General features: G+C 59.1%; 9 protein-coding genes. 1 reads left to right on the top strand and 8 read right to left on the bottom strand.

Annotation, left to right across the window (positions count from 1 at the left end; all coding sequences use genetic code 11):
- Positions 1-80 precede the first annotated feature (80 nt).
- The 7 genes from FH08_RS0117155 to edd all read right to left on the bottom strand — a co-directional run bounded on the left by FH08_RS0117155 (position 81) and on the right by edd (position 19,140).
- Complete coding sequence (locus tag FH08_RS0117155) at positions 81-4,673, bottom strand: Ig-like domain-containing protein (RefSeq protein ID WP_152602860.1); 4,593 nt, start codon at positions 4,671-4,673, stop codon at positions 81-83.
- A gap of 390 nt (positions 4,674-5,063) precedes the next feature.
- Positions 5,064-7,958, bottom strand: coding sequence for an Ig-like domain-containing protein (locus tag FH08_RS0117150; protein ID WP_031359502.1), 2,895 nt, complete (start codon positions 7,956-7,958; stop codon positions 5,064-5,066).
- 551 nt (positions 7,959-8,509) lie between these two features.
- Entirely contained in the window at positions 8,510-14,146 is a 5,637-nt protein-coding gene (locus tag FH08_RS0117145; RefSeq protein ID WP_031359501.1) for an Ig-like domain-containing protein, read from the bottom strand.
- 447 nt (positions 14,147-14,593) lie between these two features.
- Complete coding sequence (locus tag FH08_RS0117135) at positions 14,594-15,088, bottom strand: gluconokinase (RefSeq protein ID WP_031359500.1); 495 nt, start codon at positions 15,086-15,088, stop codon at positions 14,594-14,596.
- A gap of 10 nt (positions 15,089-15,098) precedes the next feature.
- A complete protein-coding gene (locus tag FH08_RS0117130) occupies positions 15,099-16,469 on the bottom strand; it encodes a gluconate:H+ symporter (protein ID WP_031359499.1) in 1,371 nt (456 codons plus the stop codon).
- 188 nt (positions 16,470-16,657) lie between these two features.
- Positions 16,658-17,290, bottom strand: a complete 633-nt coding sequence (gene eda, locus FH08_RS0117125) for a bifunctional 4-hydroxy-2-oxoglutarate aldolase/2-dehydro-3-deoxy-phosphogluconate aldolase (RefSeq protein WP_031359498.1) — start codon at positions 17,288-17,290, stop codon at positions 16,658-16,660.
- Positions 17,287-19,140 carry a phosphogluconate dehydratase gene (edd, locus tag FH08_RS0117120; RefSeq protein ID WP_051888334.1) on the bottom strand — a complete coding sequence of 618 codons (1,854 nt, stop codon included), beginning with the start codon at positions 19,138-19,140 and terminating at the stop codon, positions 17,287-17,289. Before edd ends, eda begins: the two co-directional genes overlap by 4 nt.
- Positions 19,141-19,421: 281 nt before the next feature.
- Here edd and FH08_RS0117115 point away from each other — a divergent pair, with 281 nt between their 5' ends.
- Complete coding sequence (locus FH08_RS0117115) at positions 19,422-20,267, top strand: MurR/RpiR family transcriptional regulator (RefSeq protein WP_031359496.1); 846 nt, start codon at positions 19,422-19,424, stop codon at positions 20,265-20,267.
- A 210-nt stretch (positions 20,268-20,477) separates the two neighbouring features.
- Here FH08_RS0117115 and FH08_RS0117110 read toward each other — a convergent pair.
- A partial coding sequence (locus tag FH08_RS0117110; RefSeq protein ID WP_031359495.1) for a YadA-like family protein occupies positions 20,478-23,494 on the bottom strand: 3,017 nt, incomplete at its 5' end.

Here is a 23,494-nt window from a genome sequence, read left to right as displayed (position 1 = left end):
TCCGGAAAATCCGGAACGGCCTTGGCTTTATTGCTTTTTACAGCGACTTTCCTAAGCTAGCGAAAGCCGATGCTCAACCTTTAATGCACGACGATCTGCACGCCTTGCTGAACCAGCAGTTCGGTATGCGCACCCGAATGCTCGTAGACGTTGTACGTCACGCCGCCCACCACCGCAGTACCGTGCGCCGCCCATTCACCGTCAGCCAGACCGGCAATATGCGTGTTCGACAAGTCCACCGTGTCGCCGTCCTTGCCCTGAACCATCATCTGCTGCTTGCCGTCCTTCTGGAACAGGTCGGTTTCGCCCAGATTCAGCACGTCGATCAGGGAGAGTTTCAGCGTGTTGTGCTGACCACCCAGATCCACTACTTCAATACCCGAGATCTTCGCCGCCGCGGTTTTACCCGTCAGCGAGGTTAGATCCAGCACTTGATGGTCGCCCGTCAGGTGCAGGGTATCGATAGCGGTGCCCCCCGCGCCCTGAATGTGCGCGGTGCTTTCCTTGAAGTAGGAAGCAGGGTCTGCGTTAAGGTCCACGGTCTCGTTGCCGTTGGCAAGCTTACCCACGAACGCGTCATGTTCACCCACAACCGTATGGTGATTGGTTTGCTGAGTGGACTGATCCGAATCGCCAACCGATGCTACTTGCGACTGGTCATCAGTATGGACAGTCGCGTCGAGGGTTGCTGAAAGCGCAGCGACTATTTTAATCGGCCAGACGCTCGAAAAGTCGCTCCAATTATTGTCTACAACTTGCGCTACACAGAAATCAGTTGTTCCAACAGCCACCCAGAGCACATATCCGGTATTGAAATGACCAGTGCTATCAACCTGGGCGATAGCCTTCGAAACGAGGCTCCCGTTTTGATGGACATAAATGGCGACGGTCGCTCCTGGAGTTCCGGTTCCCTGCATTGAGAACATAGTGTTGGCAGTGTAAGTCTTTACCGAATTGACTGTAACTCCATCACTACTCGTAAACGATGTGATTACCGGTACGGGCGGTGGGGGTGGGGGTGGGCTGGCGATTACAACGCTCATTGAGTTTGAAGGCGAGCTTGCCATACCCGCGGGGTTAACTTCGACCGCCGTGAAGGTGTGCGAGCCGTTCGGCAGGTCCTTCGGCGTGAACGTCCAACGGTTACCACCATTCGAACCAACCGTTGTCGAGCCCAGCAGCGTGCTTCCGTCGTACACCTTGATGATGTTGCCGGGGGTGGTCCCAGCTCCAAAGATCTGCGGGTGCGCATCGGCCGTGGTGCTGCCAATTGGAATTTTGACATAGTTGTCGTCCGCCATAGAACCCATTACAGGAGACGGCGGCACCACGCTGGTGCTGGCGATTACGATGCTGATTGAGTTTGAAGGCGAGCTTGCCGTACCCGCTGCGTTAACTTCGACCGCCGTGAAGGTGTGCGAGCCGTTCGGCAAGTCGTTCGGCGTGAACGTCCAACGGGTATTCGAACCGACCGTTGTCGAGCCCAACAGCGTGCTCCCGTCGTACACCTTGATGATGTTGCCAGGGGTGCCGTTTGATCCATTGATTTGCGGATGCGCATCTGCCGTCGTGCTGCCGATCGGAATTATGTAGCCGGCGTCGTCCGACATCGAGAGAGCGGCAGGAGTCGGCGGCACCAAGCTGATCGTGAAACTGACGCTCCCTGAAGGCGCGCTCTGTGTACCGGCCGCGTTCACGTCTATCGCCGTAATGCTATGCGAGCCCACGGATAAGTCGGTCGACGGTGTGAATGACCACTTGCCGTCGCCACCCACCTGAACGGAGCCGATGATGGTGCCGTTGTCGTACACCTTGATAACGTCGCCTGCCTTGCCCGTGCCGTTGATGTGCGGATGACCATCGCTTGTCGTGGAGCCCGCAGTAATTGCCACGCCGCTGTCGTTGGTCAGCGTCGGTGCGGCAGGCGCATCCGGCCTGGTTGTGTCAATAGTGATGGTCCAGGTGTTCGAGGACGCGCTCGGGCTCTGTCCGTTGGCGAACTGGGTCGCTGTCATGGCGCGCACGCCGTTGTCGATGGCGCCGGAAATAGTCACTGACCAGTGACCTGTTCCATCCACGATGGTGCTGCCGCATCCAGCGCCGTTCTGATAGATATAAACCGTGTTGCCCGCCGTGCCCGTGCCGCTGACCGTGGGGTGGCTACCGTTGGTGATGCCGCCGCTCGGAATTGCAACCATGTCCGTGCCCACGGTGTCCAGGATGCCTGTGATCGTCGGGGCCGTCGCCACGACCGGCCCGATCGTCACAAAGACCGTGTTAGAAGTGCTGCTTATCGTGCCCGCCGCGTTCTGTGCCCATGCCCCGATGCTGTGGCTGCCATCGCTCATGCTCGACGGCGTGAACGTCCATTGGCCGTTCGAGCCGACTGTGGTCGAACCGAGCGTCTTATTGTTGTCCAACAATATGATGAGAGTGCCCGCGGTGCCCGTGCCGTTGATGTGCGGATGGTTATCGGTGGTCGTGCTGCCCGACGGAATCGCCACGCCATAGTCGTCCGTCAGACTGTTGATGACCGGAGCGGCTGGGGTGGCCGTGTTGATCGCCACGCTGATCGAGCCCGACGGTGCGCTCGTTGTGCCCGCCGCGTTCACTTCCGACGCGATAAAGGCGTGATTGCCGTCGCTCAGGTTCGACGGCGTGAACGACCACTGGCCATTCGAGCCGATCGTGGTTGAACCAATCAAAATGTAGTTGTCGTACACCTTGATAATGTCGCCCGCCGTGCCCGTGCCGTTGATGTGTGGATGATTGTCGGACGTCGTGCTGCCCGCCGGAATCGCCGCACCGCTGTCGTTCGTCAGACTGTTGATGACCGGGGTTGCGGGTGTACTAGTGTTTATCACCACACTGATTGCACCCGAATGCGCGCTCGGCGTACCTGCCGCGTTCGTCTCAGTCACGTTGATGCTGTGCGAACCCGTCGACATATTCCCCGACGCGAACGTCCATTGACCGTTCGAGCCGATCGTGGTCGAGCCCAGCACCGTGTTGCCGTCGTACACCGTGATGATTTCGCCGGCCTTGCCCGTGCCGTTGATGTGCGGATGATTGTCGGCCGTCGTGCTGCCTGCAGGAATCAATGCGCCGTTGTCGTCTGTCAGGGTTGGTGTGGCTGGCGTAGCGGGCGTTGTTGTGTCGACCGTGATAATCCATTGGTTCGCCCAACCGGACAGGAGTGACGTAGTCGCTATGAAACTATGTACGCCATTGGACAGGTTCGCGGCTGGCTGAAACGTCCAATGCCCCGATGCATCGACGACCGCCGATCCGATAACTGTGGTGCCTTCGAGCCATACTTTCACTACGTCGCCCACCATGCCCGTGCCGTGCAACACCGGACGCGGATCATCGGTCGTGCCGTTCTGCGCGATGTTGCCTTGAATTGGCCCGACCGAGTCGACTACCGAGGTGATCACCGGATAGGCCAGCGATGGATTGACCGAGAAGGCCACAGACGGCGAGTGCGCGCTCGGCGTGCCCGCCGCATTCGTTTCCGTCACGTTGATGCTGTGCGAACCTGTCGACAGATCAGACGATGGCGTAAAGGTCCACTGGCCATTGCCTGCGACCGTGGTCGAACCCAGAAGCGTGCTGCCGTCGTACACCTTGATGACGTCGCCTGCTGTGCCCGTGCCGTTGATGTGCGGATGCGCATCGTAGGTCGTGCTGCCCGCAGGGATCGCCGCGCCGCTGTCGTTCGTCATGGTCGGCGCAACTGGCGTTGCCGGCACGCCCGTGTTGATCACAACATGAATGGGATCAGACGCCGGGCTAGGCGTACCCGCCAGGTTCGTCTCGGTCACGTGAATATCGTGCGCGCCCGGGCCGAGGTCCGGCGAGGGCGTGAACGACCACTTGCCGTCGCCGCCAACGGTGGTGGAACCGATCAGCGTGCTGCCGTCGTACACCTTGATGATGTCGCCCGACGTGCCCGTGCCGTTGATGTGCGGATGCGCATCGGCGGTCGTGCTGCCCGCGGGGATCGTCGCACCGTTATCGTCCGTCATGGTCGGGATCGACGGTTTGGTTGGAACGCTCGTGTCGATCACCACCGGATAGTGGTCCGACGGCTGGCTCGGAACGCCAGCCGGATTCGTTTCAACCACATAGATGTCGTGGTTGCCCGGTCCCAGATCCTTCTCCGGCTTGACAACCCAGTGGCCCGTGTTGTCGATGACAGTTGAGCCGATCGGTGTATTGCCGTCGTACATGGTGATGGTGTCGCCCGGCGTGCCCGTGCCGCTCATCTCAGGACGCGGATCGTTGGTCGGGTTCGACAGCGGATGACCCGTGTCATCCGTCGGGCCACCGCCGTCAATGACCGGCTTCACTGGCCCGACTGGCGTGCCGCTCGGCACTTTGACGGACATTGGCGTGGAAGAGGTGCCGAAGTCGCCGTTGCTATCCACTGCAATTGCCGTGAACGAGTGCGAGCCTGCCTTGAGATCGGCCGGCGGCGTGAACGACCAGACGCCGTTTGCGTTGGCGATTGCCGTGCCGATCATGCGCACGCCATCGAACACGTCGATGGTCATGCCCGCTGTCGCAGTACCCGCGATGACCGGGCTCGCGCTGTTGGCCGTGCCGCCGCCAACCGCCAGGCCTACCGATGTGATGACCGCTTTGTTCAAGTCTTGAGATGTTGTTGCCATGTGTGTATTACCTGTTTCGCTGAGAAATCGATGAGAAATCGCTGAGGCATCCTGACAGCGCAAAAACTTGCGCTTCCGCCTAGCGCAAGGGGCGACAGCGTAGCCATCGACCCGTGAGCGGCGATTCTGCTTGCGTTAGCCTTGTCGGAATACCGGAACAGTCCTAATTTCATTGGCGAGTATTTGTGGCCGCGCTGAAAGCCTTATGCCACGGTTTCGATGTGACGATTCTTCACAAATAGAGAGACGTTTTGCGTGCGGATAAACAACTGGGCGAGATGAGAAGGCTTCAGACAATCGAAAAGGCCGTTCCGGAAAATCCGGAACGGCCTTGGCTTTGCTGCTTTTTAATCCGCCTTTCCTAAACTAGCGAAAGCCGATGTTCAACCCTTAATGCACGACGATTTGCACACCTTGCTGAACCAGCAGTTCGGTATGCGCACCCGAATGCTCGTAGACGTTGTACGTCACACCGCCCACTACTGCCGTGCCGTGCGCCGCCCATTCACCGTCAGCCAGACCGGCAATATGCGTGTTCGACAAGTCCACCGTGTCGCCGTCCTTGCCTTGCACCATCATCTGCTGCTTGCCGTCCTTCTGGAACAGGTCGGTTTCGCCCAGATTCAGCACGTCGAGCAGAGACAGTTTCAGCGTGTTGTGCTGACCGCCAAGATCCACTACTTCAATGCCCGAGATCTTCGCCGCCGCGGTTTTACCGGTCAACGAGGTCAGATCCAGAACTTGATGGTCGCCCGTCAGGTGCAGGGTATCGATAGCGGTGCCGCCCGCGCCCTGGATATGCGCTGTGCTTTCCTTGAAGTAAGAAGCCGGGTCCGCGGCCAGGTCCACCGTTTCCTTGCCATTGGCAGCCTTACCTACGAACGCATCGTGTTCGCCCACAACCGTGTGCTGATTGGTTTGCTGTGCCAACTGACCCGAGTCACCAACAGACGCTGCCTGCGAATGGTCGCTGCTGTTGTCAGTCTGGGTCAGTACCGCCTGCACGCCCGCAACGGTCCAGTTGGTGTCCGTGATGGTGTACTGGTCACTCTTCGCACGGAATTCGGCACTTGTAGGGCTTAACATATGCATTAATAGCGCGGCTACAGTGAAACTCCCTGCTCCGCTAAATATCGGGCCACTTCCAAAAGTTGGGTCTATTAGCGTGCTTGCGGAAACGGTCACGGAAAACTTGCCGTCTACAATCGTTGCAAATATCTGGCAGCGAGCGCCGTTCACTGTTGCGGGCCCAATGAATGCAAGGCTGACGACGTCGCCGTCACCATAACCGCTCGCCGTGCCTTCGATTGTTACGGTTCCAGTTGTTGAGCCGTTTTGGGCGATCAAGTTATGGTCATGATCGTACAGGCCCGTAATGGCAATCGTCGGCACGGACGTGGTGACACTAATAGCCGTCGAATGCGCGCTTGCACCAGCTGCATTGCTTTCGGTCACGCTGATGCTGTGCGAGCCGCCCGACAACGGCTTGGCGGGCGTGAATGTCCATCTTCCATCCACTCCTACTGTAGCCGTGCCAAGCGTAGTGGCACCGTCGAACACCATAATCGTGTCGCCCGCGTGGCCCGTGCCGCTGATGTGCGGCGTGGAGACGTGTGTTGTGCTGCCCGCGGGGATGTTCGCGCCGGTGTCGTCGGTGAGCGTCGGCGCCGCCGGAGTGGCGGGTACGCCCGCAACGGTCCAGTTGGTGTCCGTGATGGTGTACTGGTCACTCGTCGCACGGAATTCGGCACTTGTAGGGCTTAACATATGCATTAATAGCGCGGCTACAGTGAAACTCCCTGCTCCGCTAAATATCGGGCCACTTCCAAAAGTTGGGTCTATTAGCGTGCTTGCGGAAACGGTCACGGAAAACTTGCCGTCTACAATCGTTGCAAATATCTGGCAGCGAGCGCCGTTCACTGTTGCGGGCCCAATGAATGCAAGGCTGACGACGTCGCCGTCACCATAACCGCTCGCCGTGCCTTCGATTGTTACGGTTCCAGTTGTTGAGCCGTTTTGGGCGATCAAGTTATGGTCATGATCGTACAGGCCCGTAATGGCAATCGTCGGCACGGACGTGGTGACACTAATAGCCGTCGAATGCGCGCTTGCACCAGCAGCATTGCTTTCAGTCACGCTGATGCTGTGCGAGCCGCCCGACAACGGTGTGGACGGTGTGAATGACCAGCTTCCAGTTACGTCTACCGTAGCCGTACCAAGCACCGTGGCCCCGTCGTAGATCGTAATTGTGTCGCCCGCGTGGCCCGTGCCACCAATGTGCGGCGTGGAGACGTGCGTTGTGCTGCCCGCAGGAATGTTCGCGCCGGTGTCATCAGTAAGCGTTGGCGCGGCAGGCGCCACGGGTACGCCTACGATAACCACGCTGATTGGGGTGGAAGCCGCGCTCGGCGTGCCCGCCGGGTTCACGTCCACCACCGTGATGGTATGCGAGCCGCTGGAGAAATCGGCTGAAGGTGTAAAGCTCCACTTGCCATCGCCGCCAATGGTGGTCGAGCCAATGACCGTGCCGTTGTCGTACACCTTGATGATGTCGCCTGCGGTGCCAGTGCCGTTAATATGCGGATGTGCGTCGCCCGTGGTCGTGCCCGCTGGAATGGTCGCGCCGCTGTCGTCCGTCAGCGTCGGCGCGGCCGGCGTGGCCGGAACGCTTGTATCAACCACGACCGGATAATGATCCGACGGCTGGCTCGGAACGCCAGCCGGATTCGTTTCGATCACGTAAATGTCGTGATCGCCCTTCCCCAGATCCTTCTCCGGCTTGACAACCCAGTGGCCCGTGTTATCGATGACCGTCGAGCCGATCGGCGTATTGCCGTCGTACATGGTGATGGTGTCGCCCGGCGTGCCCGTGCCGCTCATCTCCGGACGCGGATCGTTGGTCGGGTTCGACAGCGGATGACCTGTGTCATCCGTTGGGCCGCCGCCGTCGATGACCGGCTTCACCGGCGCGACCGGCGTGCCGCTTGGCACCGTGACGGACATCGGCGTGGAAGACGCACCCATGTCGCCGTTGCTGTCAATGGAAATGGCGGTGAACGAATGCGAGCCCGCTTTGAGGTCAGCCGTCGGCGTGAAGGACCAGTTGCCCTTCGAGTCGACAAGTGCCGTGCCGATCATACGCACGCCGTCGAAAATGTCGACCGTCGAGCCAGCGTCCGCCGTTCCCGTGATCACCGGCTTCGTGCTGCTTGCCGTGCCGCCGCCAATTGCGGAACCAACGGAGGTAATGACCGCTTTGTGCGGGTCTTGAGGAGTAAGCGCCATTTCATTAATCCTGTGTTACTGAAAAATCGACGGGAAACGTAAATCGAATTCAACAAATGATTCGTCCGGTCCCGACCAAGGAGCGCTTTGAAGCCGCGTTAAATGGCCTCGAAGCATGATTCGCGATTTTGACCGCCGAGCCCGTGCGCGGATACGGGACATTTCCTAAAGACGTAAGGATTCCCATGGGCTACCAAATCGGTCGCCCGGTTCGTCACACAATGTGTTGAATAAATAGAGATTACGCAGCGCAGATCCCGATCTGAGATTGCGTTTGCGCTATCGCTCCAAGGTATCGAAAAGACGAAGACCCGTCCAGCCTTGAGCTGAAACGGTCTTTTTACAAAGAATGACCTGCTTTTAACGCGCGTTAAATCGAATTATTAAGATAATCGATTTCGTTATTTTTATTCCGCACGCGTTGCCATTTATAGTTTTATTTTATTTTTCGAGCATCAACTTCTTCGAAACTCTTATTCAGACAAAAAAGCCGCCCAGGGAAACTCCCCGGGCGGCCTCGGCTTACTGCTTTTTACTGAGCCTTTCGCAAGCTAGCGAAAGCCGATGCACAACCCCTTAATGCACGACGATCTGCACGCCTTGCTGACCAGCAATTCGGTATGCGCGCCCGAATGCTCGTACACGTTGTACGTCACGCCGCCAACTTGCGTTGTGCCGTGCGCCGCCCATTCACCGTCAGCCAGACCGGCAATGTGCGTGTTCGACAAGTCCACCGTGTCGCCGTCCTTGCCCTGAACCATCATCTGCTGCTTGCCGTCCTTCTGGAACAGGTCGGTTTCGCCCAGATTCAGCACGTCGATAAGGGACAGTTTCAGCGTGTTGTGCTGACCACCCAGATCCACCACCTCAATGCCCGAGATCTTTGCCGCCGCGGTTTTACCCGTCAGCGAGGTCAGATCCAGCACTTGATGGTCGCCTGTCAGGTGCAAGGTATCGATGGCGCCGTGTTTCGCACCTTCAATATGCGCCGCCGCGTCCTTGAAGTACGTCGAAGGGTCAGCGTTCAGGTCTACGGTCTCGTTGCCGTTCGCGGACGTGCCAATGAACGCATCGTGCTCCGAAACGATCGTGTGGTAGGTTGTACCAGTCAGATCCATCGCGGCGAGGCCAGAAGTCAGCAACGATCCGCCGACCACGAGCGACGTATGAACGGACGCCGCGCTTGACGTTCCCGCCGCGTTCGTATCGATCACGTACAGGTCATGCGTGCCGCTGGAAAGATTTGTCTTCGGCGTGAAACCCCAGTGACCGTCGCTGCCGACCAGCACCGAACCCAGAACCGCCGCACCGTCGTACACCTTGATGAGGTCTCCTGCGGTTGCCGTGCCACTCATGTGCGGATGTCCGTCAGGCGTCGTGCTGCCTGACGGAATCACCGCACCCGAGTCATCCACCAAAACCGGAGCCGACGGCTGCGCTGGCGCTGTGCCCGCCATCACCACCACCTTGCTGGAGAAGGTACTTACGGTCGTCCCAGTCGAATTCGTTGCTGACGTGCTCAATGAATGCGACCCAACTGAGAAAGCATTGGCCGGTTTAAACGACCACTGGCCAAAGTTGTCGATTGTGACCGAGCCAATTAGGTTGCCATTGTCGAAGACTTTTATAATATCGCCTGAGTTACCAAAGCCCCAAACAGTCGGACGTGCATCGATCGTTGTCGTCCCAACGACCGATGAGCCAAGCTCGTCCCGTACATTTGGCCCTAAGGTCATGCTCAGATGTTGCGGCGTAGCAAACAGATCAGTGACGGCCCAGCCAGTAGAAATGCCGGGGCCATAAGAGGAAACAATCTGCCCGCCAACGACGACGTCACCTTGCAACCGGTATGTTCCGCCCTCCATGGTAGTGGTTCCACGCGAGTTGTAGAGATCAGTGCTCTCCATGGTGAATGTCACCAGGTTGCCTGTAATCGGGATTGCGCTTTTGGCGGCGACCGATGTGGACATATTATTTATGACGAAACTCGGATTCAAGATGCCGCCGATCATCGACGAGTCTACCCAGACGGTCACCGTCAGGGTGCCCTGCCCAACTCCGCCGTTAGCAATCGCGTGACCGCCAGCATCCGTGACACTCATGACCGTTGAGTAATTTGTGGCGAACGTATAGGTCGGCGACGAGGCACTTGTCACCCCTGCGTTCGTTTCCGTCACATGCACGTTGTGGGTTCCAGAGCCCAGGTTGGCTGACGGGCTGAACGACCACTGCCCAGCCGAATTGACCACGGTTGAACCGATCACAACCGTGCCGTCGTAGACATTGATGATCGCGCCTGCGTGACCCGTGCCGCTGATCACCGGCTTGCCGTCCGTTGTTATACCGCCCTGTTCCACCCCGCCCGCCAGAGGCCCAGATGCGCCAACTACGCTCCAGATACCCGGTGCGTACGCTGTCGACACATCGACCACGAGCGACGTATGAACGGACGCCGCGCTTGACGTGCCCGCCGCGTTCGTATCGATCACGTACAGGTCATGCGTGCCGTTGGAAAGATTTGTCTTCGGCGTGAAACTCCACTGGCCGTCGCTGCCCACCAGCACCGAACCCAAAACCACCGAGCCGTCGTACACCTTGATGAGGTCTCCCGCGGTCGCCGTGCCGCTCATGTGCGGATGTCCGTCAGGCGTCGTGCTGCCTGACGGAATCGCCGCACCCGAGTCATCCACCAAAACCGGAGCCGACGGCTGCGCCGGCGCCGTGCCCGCCACCACCACCAGTGAAAAGGAATCCGAAGCCGGGCTCGTGCCGGCCGAATTCGTTTCGGTCACGGTCAATGTGTGCGTGCCGACCGAGAAAGCATTCGTTGGTTTGAATGACCAGTTGCCAAAGGCATCGATTGTGGCCGAGCCAATCAGGGTGCTACCGTCGTAGATTTTTATGGTATCGCCTGAGTTACCGGTGCCCGTTATAGTCGGACGTGCATCAATCGTTGCGATACCCGACGAGAGGTATGAGCCACGCTCGTCCGTTACTGCCATTGATCCGCTTGCGGGCAGCACCGTGGGCGTGCCAAAGAAATCAGTGACGTTCCAGCCAGTTGAAGTTCCGGCGGAATACATGGAAACAATCTTCCCGTTTAAAGCGACGCTACCTGACATCGAGAACGTTCCGCCTAAGAAAGAAGCGGCTTGATTTCCGGTCCAATGATCAGTGCTTGCTATGGTGAATGTCACCGGGTTGCCAGTAATCGGAATGTTTTCTTTGCCAACGAGCGAGTCGGTATAACCACCTCTACCGAACTGCGGTCGCAAGACGCCACCGATCATCGACGAGTCCACCCAGACGGTCACCGTCAGCGTGCCCTGTCCAACTCCGCCATTAGCAATCGCGTGACCGCCAGCATCCGTGACGCTTGTGATCGCCGCGTATTGCGTGGTGAACGTATAGGTCGGCGACGAGGCACTTGTCACCCCCGATTTCGTTTCCGTTACATGCACGTTGTGAGCGCCGTAACCCAGGTTGGCCGACGGGCTGAACGACCACTGCCCAGTCGAATTGACCACGGTTGAACCGATCACAACCGTGCCGTCGTAGACATTGATGATCGCGCCCGCGTGACCCGTGCCGCTGATCACCGGCTTGCCGTCCGTTGTTATACCGCCCTGTTCCACCCCGCCCGCCAGAGGCCCAGATGCGCCAACTACGCTCCAGATACCCGGTGCGTACGCTGTCGACACATCGACCACGAGCGACGTATGAACGGACGCCGCGCTTGATGTTCCCGCTGCGTTCGTATCGATCACGTACAGGTCATGCGTGCCGTTGGAAAGATTTGTCTTCGGCGTGAAACTCCACTGGCCGTCGCTGCCCACCAGCACCGAACCCAAAACCACCGAGCCGTCGTACACCTTGATGAGGTCTCCCGCGGTTGCCGTGCCGCTCATGTGCGGATGTCCGTCAGGCGTCGTGCTGCCTGACGGAATCGCCGCACCCGAGTCATCCACCAAAACCGGAGCCGACGGCTGCGCCGGCGCCGTGCCCGCCGCCACCACCAGTGAAAAGGAATCCGAAGCCGGGCTCGTGCCGGCCGAATTCGTTTCGGTCACGGTCAATGTGTGCGTGCCGACCGAGAAAGCATTCGTTGGTTTGAATGACCAGTTGCCAAAGGCATCGATTGTGGCCGAGCCAATCAGGGTGCTACCGTCGTAGATTTTTATGGTATCGCCTGAGTTACCGGTGCCCGTTATAGTCGGACGTGCATCAATCGTTGCGATACCCGACGAGAGGTATGAGCCACGCTCGTCCGTTACTGCCATTGATCCGCTTGCGGGCAGCACCGTGGGCGTGCCAAAGAAATCAGTGACGTTCCAGCCAGTTGAAGTTCCGGCGGAATACACGGAAACAATCTTCCCGTTTAAAGCGACGCTACCTGACATCGAGAACGTTCCGCCTAAGAAAGAAGCGGCTTGATTTCCGGTCCAATGATCAGTGCTTGCTATGGTGAATGTCACCGGGTTGCCAGTAATCGGAATGTTTTCTTTGCCAACGAGCGAGTCGGTATAACCACCTCTACCGAACTGCGGTCGCAAGACGCCACCGATCATCGACGAGTCCACCCAGACGGTCACCGTCAGCGTACCCTGTGCAACTCCGCCATTAGCAATCGCGTGACCGCTAGAATCAGTGACGCTTGTGATCGCCGTGTATTGCGTGGTGAACGTATAGGTCGGCGACGAGGCACTTGTCACCCCCGATTTCGTTTCCGTTACATGCACGTTGTGAGCGCCGTAACCCAGGTTGGCCGACGGGCTGAACGACCACTGCCCAGTCGAATTGACCACGGTTGAACCGATCACAACCGTGCCGTCGTAGACATTGATGATCGCGCCCGCGTGACCCGTGCCGCTGATCACCGGCTTGCCGTCCGTTGTTATACCGCCTTGATCCACCCCGCCCGCCAGAGGCCCAGATGCGCCAACGACGCTCCAGATGCCCGGGGGTGTCCAGCCAATGTCGATATGAATGGAATCCGAAGCGAGGCTCGACGTTCCTGCCGCGTTCGTATCAATCACGTGAATATCGTGCGAGCCCGGACCAAGATCCGGCGATGGCGTGAATGACCATTTGCCGTCGCCGCCAATGGTGGTTGAACCGATCACGGTGCTGCCATCGTAAATCGTGATGGTGTCGCCCGCCGTGCCCGTGCCGTTGATGTGCGGATGCGCATCTGACGTCGTCGAGCCGGCTGGAATCGTCGCGCCGTTGTCGTCAGTCAGGGTTGGTGCGGCCGGGGTCGCCGGCACGCTCGTGTCAATCGTGATGACGACATGTGCCGACGTTGGCCCGGCCGTGCCTGCCGTGTTCGTTTCGATTGCGTACAGATCATGAGTTGCGTCCGACAGGTCTTTGGTCGGCGTAATACTCCAATGACCGTTCCCATCCACCTTCGCTGAGCCAATCACGTCCTGACCGTCGTACATTTTTACGATGTCACCCGGCGCGCCCGTACCGTTCATGGTCGGACGGACGTCCGGCGTTGCGCCGCCGCTTGGGATAGCAATGCCGTTGTCACCGGTCAAACTGGTGATGACAGGTGCAGCCGGAACGCTCGTGTCGATCACCACCGGATAGTGGTCCGACGGCTGGCTCGGAACCCCAGCCGGATTCGTTTCGATCACATAGATGTCATGGTTGCCCGGTCCCAGATCCTTGTCCGGATGGACAACCCAGTGACCCGTGCCGTCGATGACCGTCGAGCCGATCGGCGTATTGCCGTCGTACATGGTGATGGTGTCGCCCGGCGTGCCCGTGCCGCTCATCTCCGGACGCGGATCGTTGGTCGGGTTCGACAGCGGATGACCTGTGTCATCCGTTGGGCCGCCGCCGTCGATGACCGGCTTCACCGGCGCGACCGGCGTGCCGCTTGGCACCGTGACGGACATTGGCGTGGAAGACGCACCCATGTCGCCGTTGCTGTATACCGAAATGGCGGTGAACGAATGCGAGCCCGCTTTCAGGTCAGCCGTCGGCGTGAAGGACCAGTTGCCCTTCGAGTCGACAAGTGCCGTGCCGATCATGCGCACGCCGTCGAAAATGTCGACCGTCGAGCCAGCGTCCGCCGTTCCCGTGATCACCGGCTTCGTGCTGCTTGCCGTGCCGCCGCCAATTGCGGAACCAACGGAGGTAATGACCGCTTTGTGCGGGTCTTGAGGAGTAAGCGCCATTTCATTAATCCTGTATTACTGAGAAATCGACGGGAAACGTAAATCGAATGCAACAAATGATTCGTCCATTCCCGACCAAGGAGCGCCTCAATTCCGTGTTGAACGGCCTCGAAGCGGAATTCGCGATTTTGACCGCCGAGCCCGTGCACTGATACGGGACATTTCCTAAATGCGCAGGCGTTCTCGCCGACCATTAAATAGGTCGTCTGATTCGTCAAAAAATGTGCTTAAACGCGCAAGAGCTTACGCAATGCCATACGCAACAAGGATCTGCGTTTGCGCTATCGCTTCAAGGTATCGAAAAGACAAAGACCGGTCCAGCCTTAAGCTGAAACGGTCTTTTTCTGAGGAACGACATGAATTTAACGCGCATTATTCGGAATTATTAAGATAATCGATTCCGTGAATTTTATCCTGCACGCGTTACAATTTATAATTGCAATCTATTTAACGAGTTTCAACTTCCTTTAATACTTTATCGACAATAGCTTCCGGAGACAGGGCAATATCCGCTTCAATCGCTTCATCCGGCCCGGGCGGCTCCAGTGTATCCAACTGACTTTGCAACAACGCCGGATCGAAGAAATGGCCCGTGCGCGTCTTGATGCGCTCGCGCAGCAACTCCGGCGTGCCTTTCAGATACACAAAGGTCACGTCCCGGTCGCCGTCGCGGAGAATGTCGCGGTACACACGCTTTAACGCCGAGCACGCATAGACGTGCGGCTTGCCGTCCGCCCGCTTCTCTTCAATCGATGCACGAATCGCCTTCAGCCACGGCCAACGGTCTTCATCGTCGAGCGGAATGCCCTTGTGCATCTTGTCCTTGTTTGCCTGGCTGTGAAAACTGTCCGCATCGGCGAAATCGCAGTTCAACTGCTTCGCCAGCATCTCGCCAATCGTGGTCTTGCCACAGCCGGATACGCCCATTGCGATCAATATCATTTGATTCTCCTTACACGACCGTCGACAACGCGAAGGTCAAGCCCAAACCCATTATCGAAATTATCGTCTCGCACAACGACCACGTCTTGAACGTCTGGCCGACGGTCATGCCGAAATATTCCTTGATCAGCCAGAAGCCGCCATCGTTCACATGCGAGAAGATCAGCGAGCCGCAACCCGTCGCGAGCACGAGCAATTCCGCGCTGACCGCACCATGCGATGCCGCCGCAATCGGCGCCACGATTCCGCATGCGGTCGTCATGGCGACGGTCGCGGAACCGGTTGCGAGACGGATCAACGCGGCCACGAACCAGCCCAGCAATAACGGCGATAAATGCGCCGCCGACGCCGTGGCCACCAGTTGCTGCGATATGCCGCTATCGCGCAGCACGTTGCCGAAACCGCCGCCCGCACCCACGATCAGCGTGATCCCCGCGATTGGCGCAAGACAGTCGCCGCAAAACTTCTGGATCTGCGCCCGATCAAAACCACGCGATGCGCCGAAGCTCCAGAAGCTGAACAGCACAGCAACCAGCAGCGCCACATCCGATGTGCCGACAAACTTCAGCAAGTCGTTCGGCAATGTCTTCGGCGAGGAAATCAAGTCGGCCCAACTGCCGATCAGCATCAGGAGCACGGGCAGCAAAATGGTGAACAGCGTGATGCCGAAACCCGGCAGCTCGCGCTTGGCGCCTTCTTCGCCTTCCTTCTTCGAATCCACGAATTGCGCCGCGAGCGGATTGTGCTCAGGCAACTTGATGTACTTATGGATCAGCAGCGCGAACAGCGGACCCGCGACAATCGCGGTCGGCACGCCGACCATCACGCCATAAGCTATCGTCCGGCCGATATCCGCGTGATACGCCTGCACCGCAAGCAACGCGGCCGGGTGCGGCGGAATCAGGCCGTGCACGACGGAGAGGCCCGCGACCATCGGCAGGCCGATCAGCAGCAGCGATTTATTGGTCCGCTTCGCCACGTTGAACGCGATTGGAATCAGCAGCACGAAGCCGACTTCGAAGAAGACCGGCAGGCCGACGATCAGCGCAACGACCATCATGGCCCAGTGAATATATTTCTCGCCAAACCAGCCAATCAGCGTATTCGCAATGCGTTCTGCACCGCCGGATTCGGCCATCATCTTGCCGAGCATGGTGCCCAAGCCCACCACAATGGCAATGTGCCCGAGCGTGTTGCCGTTGCCGGTTTCGAACGCCGAGACAATCTTGCTCATCGGCATGCCGACAGCCAGCCCCAGCAGCAGTGAAACAATGATCAGGACGAGGAACGGGTAAACCTTGTAGCGCGTGATCAGCAGGATCAACAACGCGATGGCGATCACCGCGTACACCAGCAACATGCTGCCGTGGACTGGTTCCATATGAAGCGTCTCCCGATTTTGTGAAGTTTTATGCCGCGAGCGAGTTGCAAAGGACCACGGTTATCCGATGGCTTCGGCGATTTTACTTGCGGCGCAAGAAACTCGCCCACGAGCCGTATCAGAATCTGAAAAAACAAAAGCCTCCGCGGGGTGAGCGCGGAGGCTTTTTGCAGTGCAGCTAAATCAGTTCATTTCGATGGCGCCAGCGTGCTCGCCGCACGCGCCAGCCGCGTGACTTCTTCCCAGTTCTGCGCGGTGAGCGCGGCTTTCGGCGTCAGCCATGATCCGCCAACGCACACCACGTTCGGCAGCGCCAGGAAATTCGGCGCCGTTTCCGCCGTGATGCCGCCGGTCGGGCAGAACTTAAGCGTAGGGAACGGACCGTTGAGCGCTTGCAGCATCGACACGCCGCCCGCCTGCTGAGCCGGGAAAAGCTTGACGATCTCGTAGCCGAATTCCATGGCCTGGATGATGTCGGTCGGCGTCATCACGCCGGGCAACAACGGCAAGCCGCAATCGAGCGCCGCCTGGTGAATGGCCTTCGTCAGTCCCGGCGATACCCCGAATTGCGCACCCGCCTTCTTCGCTTGGGCGCAATGTTCCGGCTTCGTGATCGTCCCCACGCCGACAACAATATCGTCCGCCAGATGGCTCGCACGTTCGATCGCCTCGAGCCCCGCCGCCGTGCGCAGCGTGATCTCGAGCACCTTGACGCCGCCCGCGTGCAGCGCGCGCGACACGTTTTCACCCTGCTCGGCCGACTCGAAGGCGAGGACCGGAATCACCGGCCCGAGGCGCACGATTTCGCTTACTGTCTTCATTTGCTGCTCCTTGAAATTTCTCCGACCATCGGGCCGAATACCGATGCGCCAAGTTCCGCCGGCATGGCCGAGTGGCGGAAAACGCCGAACAATTCGCGGCCGAAACCCACTTCGTTTTCCGCCTGGTGCTGCGGCTGCTCGACTTCGCGGGCCGCCCATTCGGCGTTGTCTATTTCGACGTCAAGCACACCCTTGTTTGCATCGATGATAATTGTGTCGCCCGTGCGCACCTTGCCCAGCGGTCCTTGCAGCAAGGCTTCCGGCGAGAGATGGATCACGGCGGGCACCTTGCCCGATGCACCCGACATGCGCCCGTCCGTCACCAATGCCACATGGAAGCCCTGATCCTGCAACACGCCGAGAAGCGGCGTCAACCGGTGCAACTCCGGCATGCCGTTCGCGCGCGCGCCCTGAAACCGCACGATCGCCACGAAATCGCGCTTGAGCTCGCCGTTGTCGAAGGCTTCCTGAACCTGCTCCTGCGACTCGAAAACAATCGCAGGCGCTTTCACCAGCCGATGCGATTCCGCCACCGCTGAGATCTTGATCACGCCGCGGCCGAGCTTTCCCTGCATCAGACGCAGACCGCCATCGGGGGCAAAGGGTTCCTTGTGGCTGCGCAGGACTTTCGTGTCGTGGCTGGTTTCGGTGCCGTCGACCCAGGTGAGTTTGCCGTCGAGCAGTTTCGGTTCGCGCGTGTAGTGTTTCAAGCCCTCGCCGGCGACGGTTTTCACGTCTTCATGCAGCAAGCCGGCTTGCAGCAGATCGCGTACCAGATATGCGATGCCGCCCGCCGCGTGGAAATGGTTCACGTCGGCCTTGCCGTTCGGATAAATGCGCGCGACGAGCGGCACGGCTTGCGAGAGCTCATCGAAGTCATTCCAGTCGATCACAATTCCCGCCGCGCGTGCGATCGCGACCAGGTGCAGCGTGTGATTGGTGGAACCGCCCGTCGCCAGCAACGCGACGATGCCGTTGACGATCGATTTTTCATCGACAACATGGCCGACCGGCGTGTAATGGCCGCGCTCCACGGTGAGTTCAAGCACGCGTTTCGCGGCTTCAGCGGTGAGCGCATCTCTTAACGGCGTATGCGGGTGGATGAAGGCCGAGCCGGGCAAATGCAGTCCCATTACTTCCATCAGCATCTGGTTGCTGTTCGCCGTGCCATAGAACGTGCACGTGCCGTGGCCGTGATACGCGGCCGCTTCGGCTTCGAGCAATACTTCGCGATCACACCCGCCAGTCGCAAATTTCTGACGGACCTTGGCTTTGTCGTCGTTGCTGATGCCGCTTGTCATCGGGCCGGCCGGCACGAAAATGGTCGGCAAATGGCCAAATTGCAGCGCGCCGATCAGCAAGCCCGGAACGATCTTGTCGCAGATGCCGAGGCAAAGCGCGGCATCGAACATGTTGTGGGTCAGCGCGACGGCGGTGCTCATCGCGATCACTTCGCGCGAAAACAGCGACAGTTCCATGCCCGCGTTGCCTTGCGTGACGCCATCGCACATGGCCGGCACGCCGCCCGCGAATTGCGCCACGCCGCCCGCCTCGCGCGCCGCGCGCTTGATGATGTCCGGGTAATCCTTGAACGGCGCGTGCGCGGAAAGCATTTCGTTATAAGACGAAACAATGCCGATGTTCGGCTCGCGAACCGCTCGGATCGAGATCTTTTCTTGCCCTTCAAGGCCGGCGAAACCGTGCGCGAGATTCGCGCACGACAACGCGCCACGCGCCGGGAAGTGACCTTGTGCGCCATCGATACGCGCCAGATACGCCGTGCGCGTGGGCTTGCTGCGCTCGATGACACGTTGCGTGACTTTTTGAAGATGCGAATGCGGGGAAACCATCGAAACTCCTTCGCTTGGCGGCTGGGCGAGCGTCAGGTAAATGGGGTGCGCGGGTTTGGGCGCTTATCGTTTTCTAGGCGCACCCGAGCGGATCAATCCAAATTCTAGTAGAAAAACTACATACGCACCATCTGGAAAACCCTAATTTCTTTGAAATGCTTTTATTACATGGGCGCTTACCGTGTCCGAAAGCTGATTCGAATCGTGATTTGTCTTGTAGTTTTTGTACATTTCGGCGAATCGGCTATAGTCCGTGCAATTCCAGCATAGGCGAATTCCCGATGTTGCTGTCCCAAGTCGAAGCAATGCGCGATCAATTGCGCCCCTCCGAGCGCAAGCTCGCCGATTACGTCATCGACGCGCCGCGCGAAGTGCTCGACCTCACGATGACCGACTTCGCCGTGCGAGCCGGCGTGAGCCAGCCGACCATCGCGCGGTTCTGCCAGGCGCTGGGATTTTCTGGCTTCCGCGAGTTCAAGATCCGCCTGGCGCAAAGCGTCGCATCCGACGTTCCCGCGCCCTCCGTTTTCCGAGATGTGCGTCCCGACGAACCGGCGGCCGGCGTCGTTGCGAAAGTGCTCGACCGGACGATTGGCGCGCTGCTGCAGGTGCGCAACAGTTTGTCATCGGATAGCGTGGGCGCCGCGATTACCCTGCTGGCGCAGGCGCGGCGAATCGAATTTTATGGCGCGGGCGGATCGGGCATCGCTGCGCTGGATATCCAGCACAAGTTCTTCCGGCTCGGCGTGCCGAGCGTCGCGTATTCCGATCCTCATACGTACACGACATCGGCAGCATTGCTGGGTGCGGGCGATGTGGTTGTCGTCATCTCGAATACGGGCCGCACGCGCGATATTCTCGATGCCGTGAAGTCGGCGCTGGAAGGCGGGGCGAAGGTCATTGCCATCACGCACGGGAATTCGCCGCTCGCGCGCATGGCCACGGTCGGGCTGTTCGCTAACGTGGATGAAGACACGGACATCTTTTCGCCGATGACATCGCGCGTCTCGCATCTGGCGATTGGCGACATTCTGGCAGTGGGCGTCGCGCTCGCGCGCGGGCCGGAATTTGCGGAGAGACTCGCTGAGGCGAAGGACGTGCTGGACAAGCGGCGGGTGGGGAACTGACGCCGCGCTGACCTCGCCTTAGAAAAACAAGAAAAACAGGCGAAAAAAAAGCGGGTTCTTCCGAAGAAGAACCCGCATCAAGTTACAACGGTACTGCTGAACAATCTGAATATTTGACTCAAGCTACTACGGTACTGCTGAACAATCTTGTTTCCTGGCCTTCGTAGAGCCCGGCCCTTCCGAACCGGGCTCTACTGGGTCAAGCGTTAATTACCACTGGTACGAAGCACCTGCGCCAACCGTCGTACCCGCTGCCGACCAACCTGCGCCTACGCGCACCTTGATGTTCTGCGTAATACGAGCCGTACCGCCAATGGCCGTTGCTGCATAGCCCTGGAACGTACCGCCGCCGATACCGATCGACAACGTCTTGTTCGCGTCGACGTCCGGGATCATCGTCAGCGCTGTAGCTGCCGCGATACCGCTGTACGCCTTGCGAGCAATGCCGCCCACCGCCGAGTTCATCTGGTTCAGGTTGACTGCGTCCGTACCCTGTGTACCAGCTGCCACGTTGGTGATCTGACGCTCGTGACCGTCAGAACCGACCGACACGCTGTTGTCACGATCTGCCACCGAACCCGCACCCAATGCTACCGAGTTGGCGCCAGTAGCGTTGGAGCCGCTACCGATTGCCGTCGAGTTCGCACCCGTTGCGCTACCGTTTCCGCCGATGACCGTCGTGCCGTCACCCGAAGCCGTTGCACCACCGCCGATCACGACTGAATGATCGCCAGAAGCCGATGCCGTGTCACCCATGGCGATTGCATCTGCGCCAGTGGCTCCTGCTGCACCTGCTGCGCCCGGCTGGCCGTCAGCACCGTTCGCACCGTTCACGCCAATGCTCGTGGAACCGGTCGTTTCGACGTTGATCATCTTCTGCGTCAAGTCTGCGACGTTTTGGTTCGTCGTGTACAACTGACCGCCCGTTACCGCATCCGTGCTGGTCGCCGTGGAGATGTCGCCATCTTTCAGGTTCGTCAGCGTCGTCTTCTGGTCAGCCGTGCCCAACGTCAGCGTGTCCTTCGCTGCCGAGTCGTACGCCACTGCGTTCGGCGTAGCCACACCACCAGCGTTGCTGATGTTGGTGATCCTGGTGTCGAGGCTGCTGATATTGGTGTCGAGGCTGTTGATCGCATCGCCGACGTTATTCACCGTTTTGCCACCCACCGTGAACGTCGGAATGGTTACCGAACCGTCGGTGTTCATCTGCGAACCACCGCCGATCGCCGTTGCAAAGCTCGACGAGATACCGGCGATCTGCTTGCCGTTCACTGCGTCTGAGCTTGAGCTCGTGATAGCACCGTCCGCAACGCCGGTCAGTACGCGATCACCTGCACTACCTGCGAAGTTGACCTTGCTGCCGTTCAACAATGCGCCGACCGTGATGTCACCGGTTGCCGGGTCCTGAACGACCAGACCTGTACCGCCCGCCGTGATGCCTGCAACCGTGCTGTTCAACGTCGTCAGGTTGGTATCAACCGCAGTGAAAGCGTCGCCAACCGTGTGCTTGTCCTTGCCACCGATTGAATACGTCGGGCCAGTTACCTTACCCGAAGCATCGATTCCTGCGCCGCCGCCCAAAGCCGCTACTGCCGGCTTCAACTGGCTCAGGTTCACTGCCGACGTATCCGTCGTACCAGCCGACACGTTGATCAGTTCACGCGATGCCCCGCCCTTGCCTGCAAAGTTCACATGCGTGCCGTCAGTTTCCGATCCAACGAGGAGATCGCTGCCAGCCGCTGCTTGCGTCACGAACGTGTCGCCACCCGTGCCGCCTGTTCCAGCCGCTTTGATCGCCGCAGTCATCTGACCGTAGTTGACTGCGTCGGTCGTGGTCGAACCTGCCGCTACATTGACGATCTTGCGCTCCGAACCGGCTGCACCGATAGACAAGACATTCGACTGCGAGCCATCGCTGCCAGCGCCCAAGATGATGCTGTTTGTGCCGCCCTTGCCCTTGAGGTCCGTACCGGTAATATTGCTACCCAACACGAACGTGTTTGCCGTCGACAACTTATTCGAATTGCCGATAACAACCGAACCCGCGCCAACCACCGTATTACCGAAACCAAACGCCGCCGCCTTCGCCGCAGAGGCGTCAACGATATTGCTGTTACCCACCGCAATCGTGTCGTCGCCGTTGGCGCTGGACAAGCGTCCGATTGCCAGCGAACGGTCTCCCATGGCTTGTGCATTGACACCAATTGCGGTCGCCAAGTCGCCTGCTGAAACCGTATTCACACCAATACTGACTGCGTTATTGCCGCTCGCGCCCGCGCCCTGGCCGATAGCCACAGCGCCGTCTTGAGTTGCGTGGACATTGAGGCCCATCGCGATTGCGTCGGTTCCGACGGCATCGATCTGGTCAACCTTGTCCGTCGCGCCCGTCTTCATCAACTGGTCCGGCGTCAACGAAGCAGGCGGCAAACCATCGCCAAGCAAGCCCGCTGAGCGCGTGGCCTTCAGCACTGCCGGAGCCTTGTTTGCAGCACCGATCAGCGCTTCGACCTGGCCCAGGTTGACTGCGTCTTCAGCATCCTGACCGTCCGCGACGTTCACAATGCGACGTTGCAGGTTGTAGTTGCCCACCGAAACGGTGTTGGTGTCCGTTGCCAAAGAGCCGGCACCCAGCGCGATCGAATTGTCCGCACTGGCGTTCGAGCCCAGTCCGAACGCCATTGCGTTGATCCCTGAAGAGGTCGACTTGCGGCCGATCGCGAGCGAACCCAAACCGTTCGCATTGGCATCGCCGCCGAACGCGATTGAATCAGTGCCCGATGCAATAGCCGTCTGACCTACTGAAGCGCCAAAGCGAATGTACTTCAGGCTGCCGGTCACAGCCGAGAGGCTGCTAGTCATTGCGTTCAACTGCTTGAAGTTGACCGCGTCGGTGTCCGCCGTACCTGCCGCGACTTGATGGATCTGAACGCCAGCCGTGCCGTTGCCCAACGAGACCGATGTCTTGGCTGCGCTGTCGTAAGCGACAAATGCATTCGTCATCTGACCGGTCGAGTCGAACTTGGCACCCATGGCCGTCAACTGACCCATGTTGACTGCGTCAGTCGTGTCCTTGCCTGCTGCAACATTCTTCAGTGCGACAGCTGCGCCCGTGCCACCAAACGTGACCGATGCGTGCGTGGTGCTGTCGTACTGGACTGCGTTGCCCGATGCTAGCTTGGCTGCCGTTGCCGCTGCACCTGCTGCGGTCGTCGCAGCTGCAACGTTGT

The organism is Caballeronia sordidicola (assembly GCF_000729995.1).
In the GTDB taxonomy this organism is placed as follows: domain Bacteria; phylum Pseudomonadota; class Gammaproteobacteria; order Burkholderiales; family Burkholderiaceae; genus Caballeronia; species Caballeronia sordidicola_A.
The sequence above is the reverse complement of the archived record's forward strand: the minus strand, read 5'-3'. Positions and strand labels throughout refer to the sequence as shown.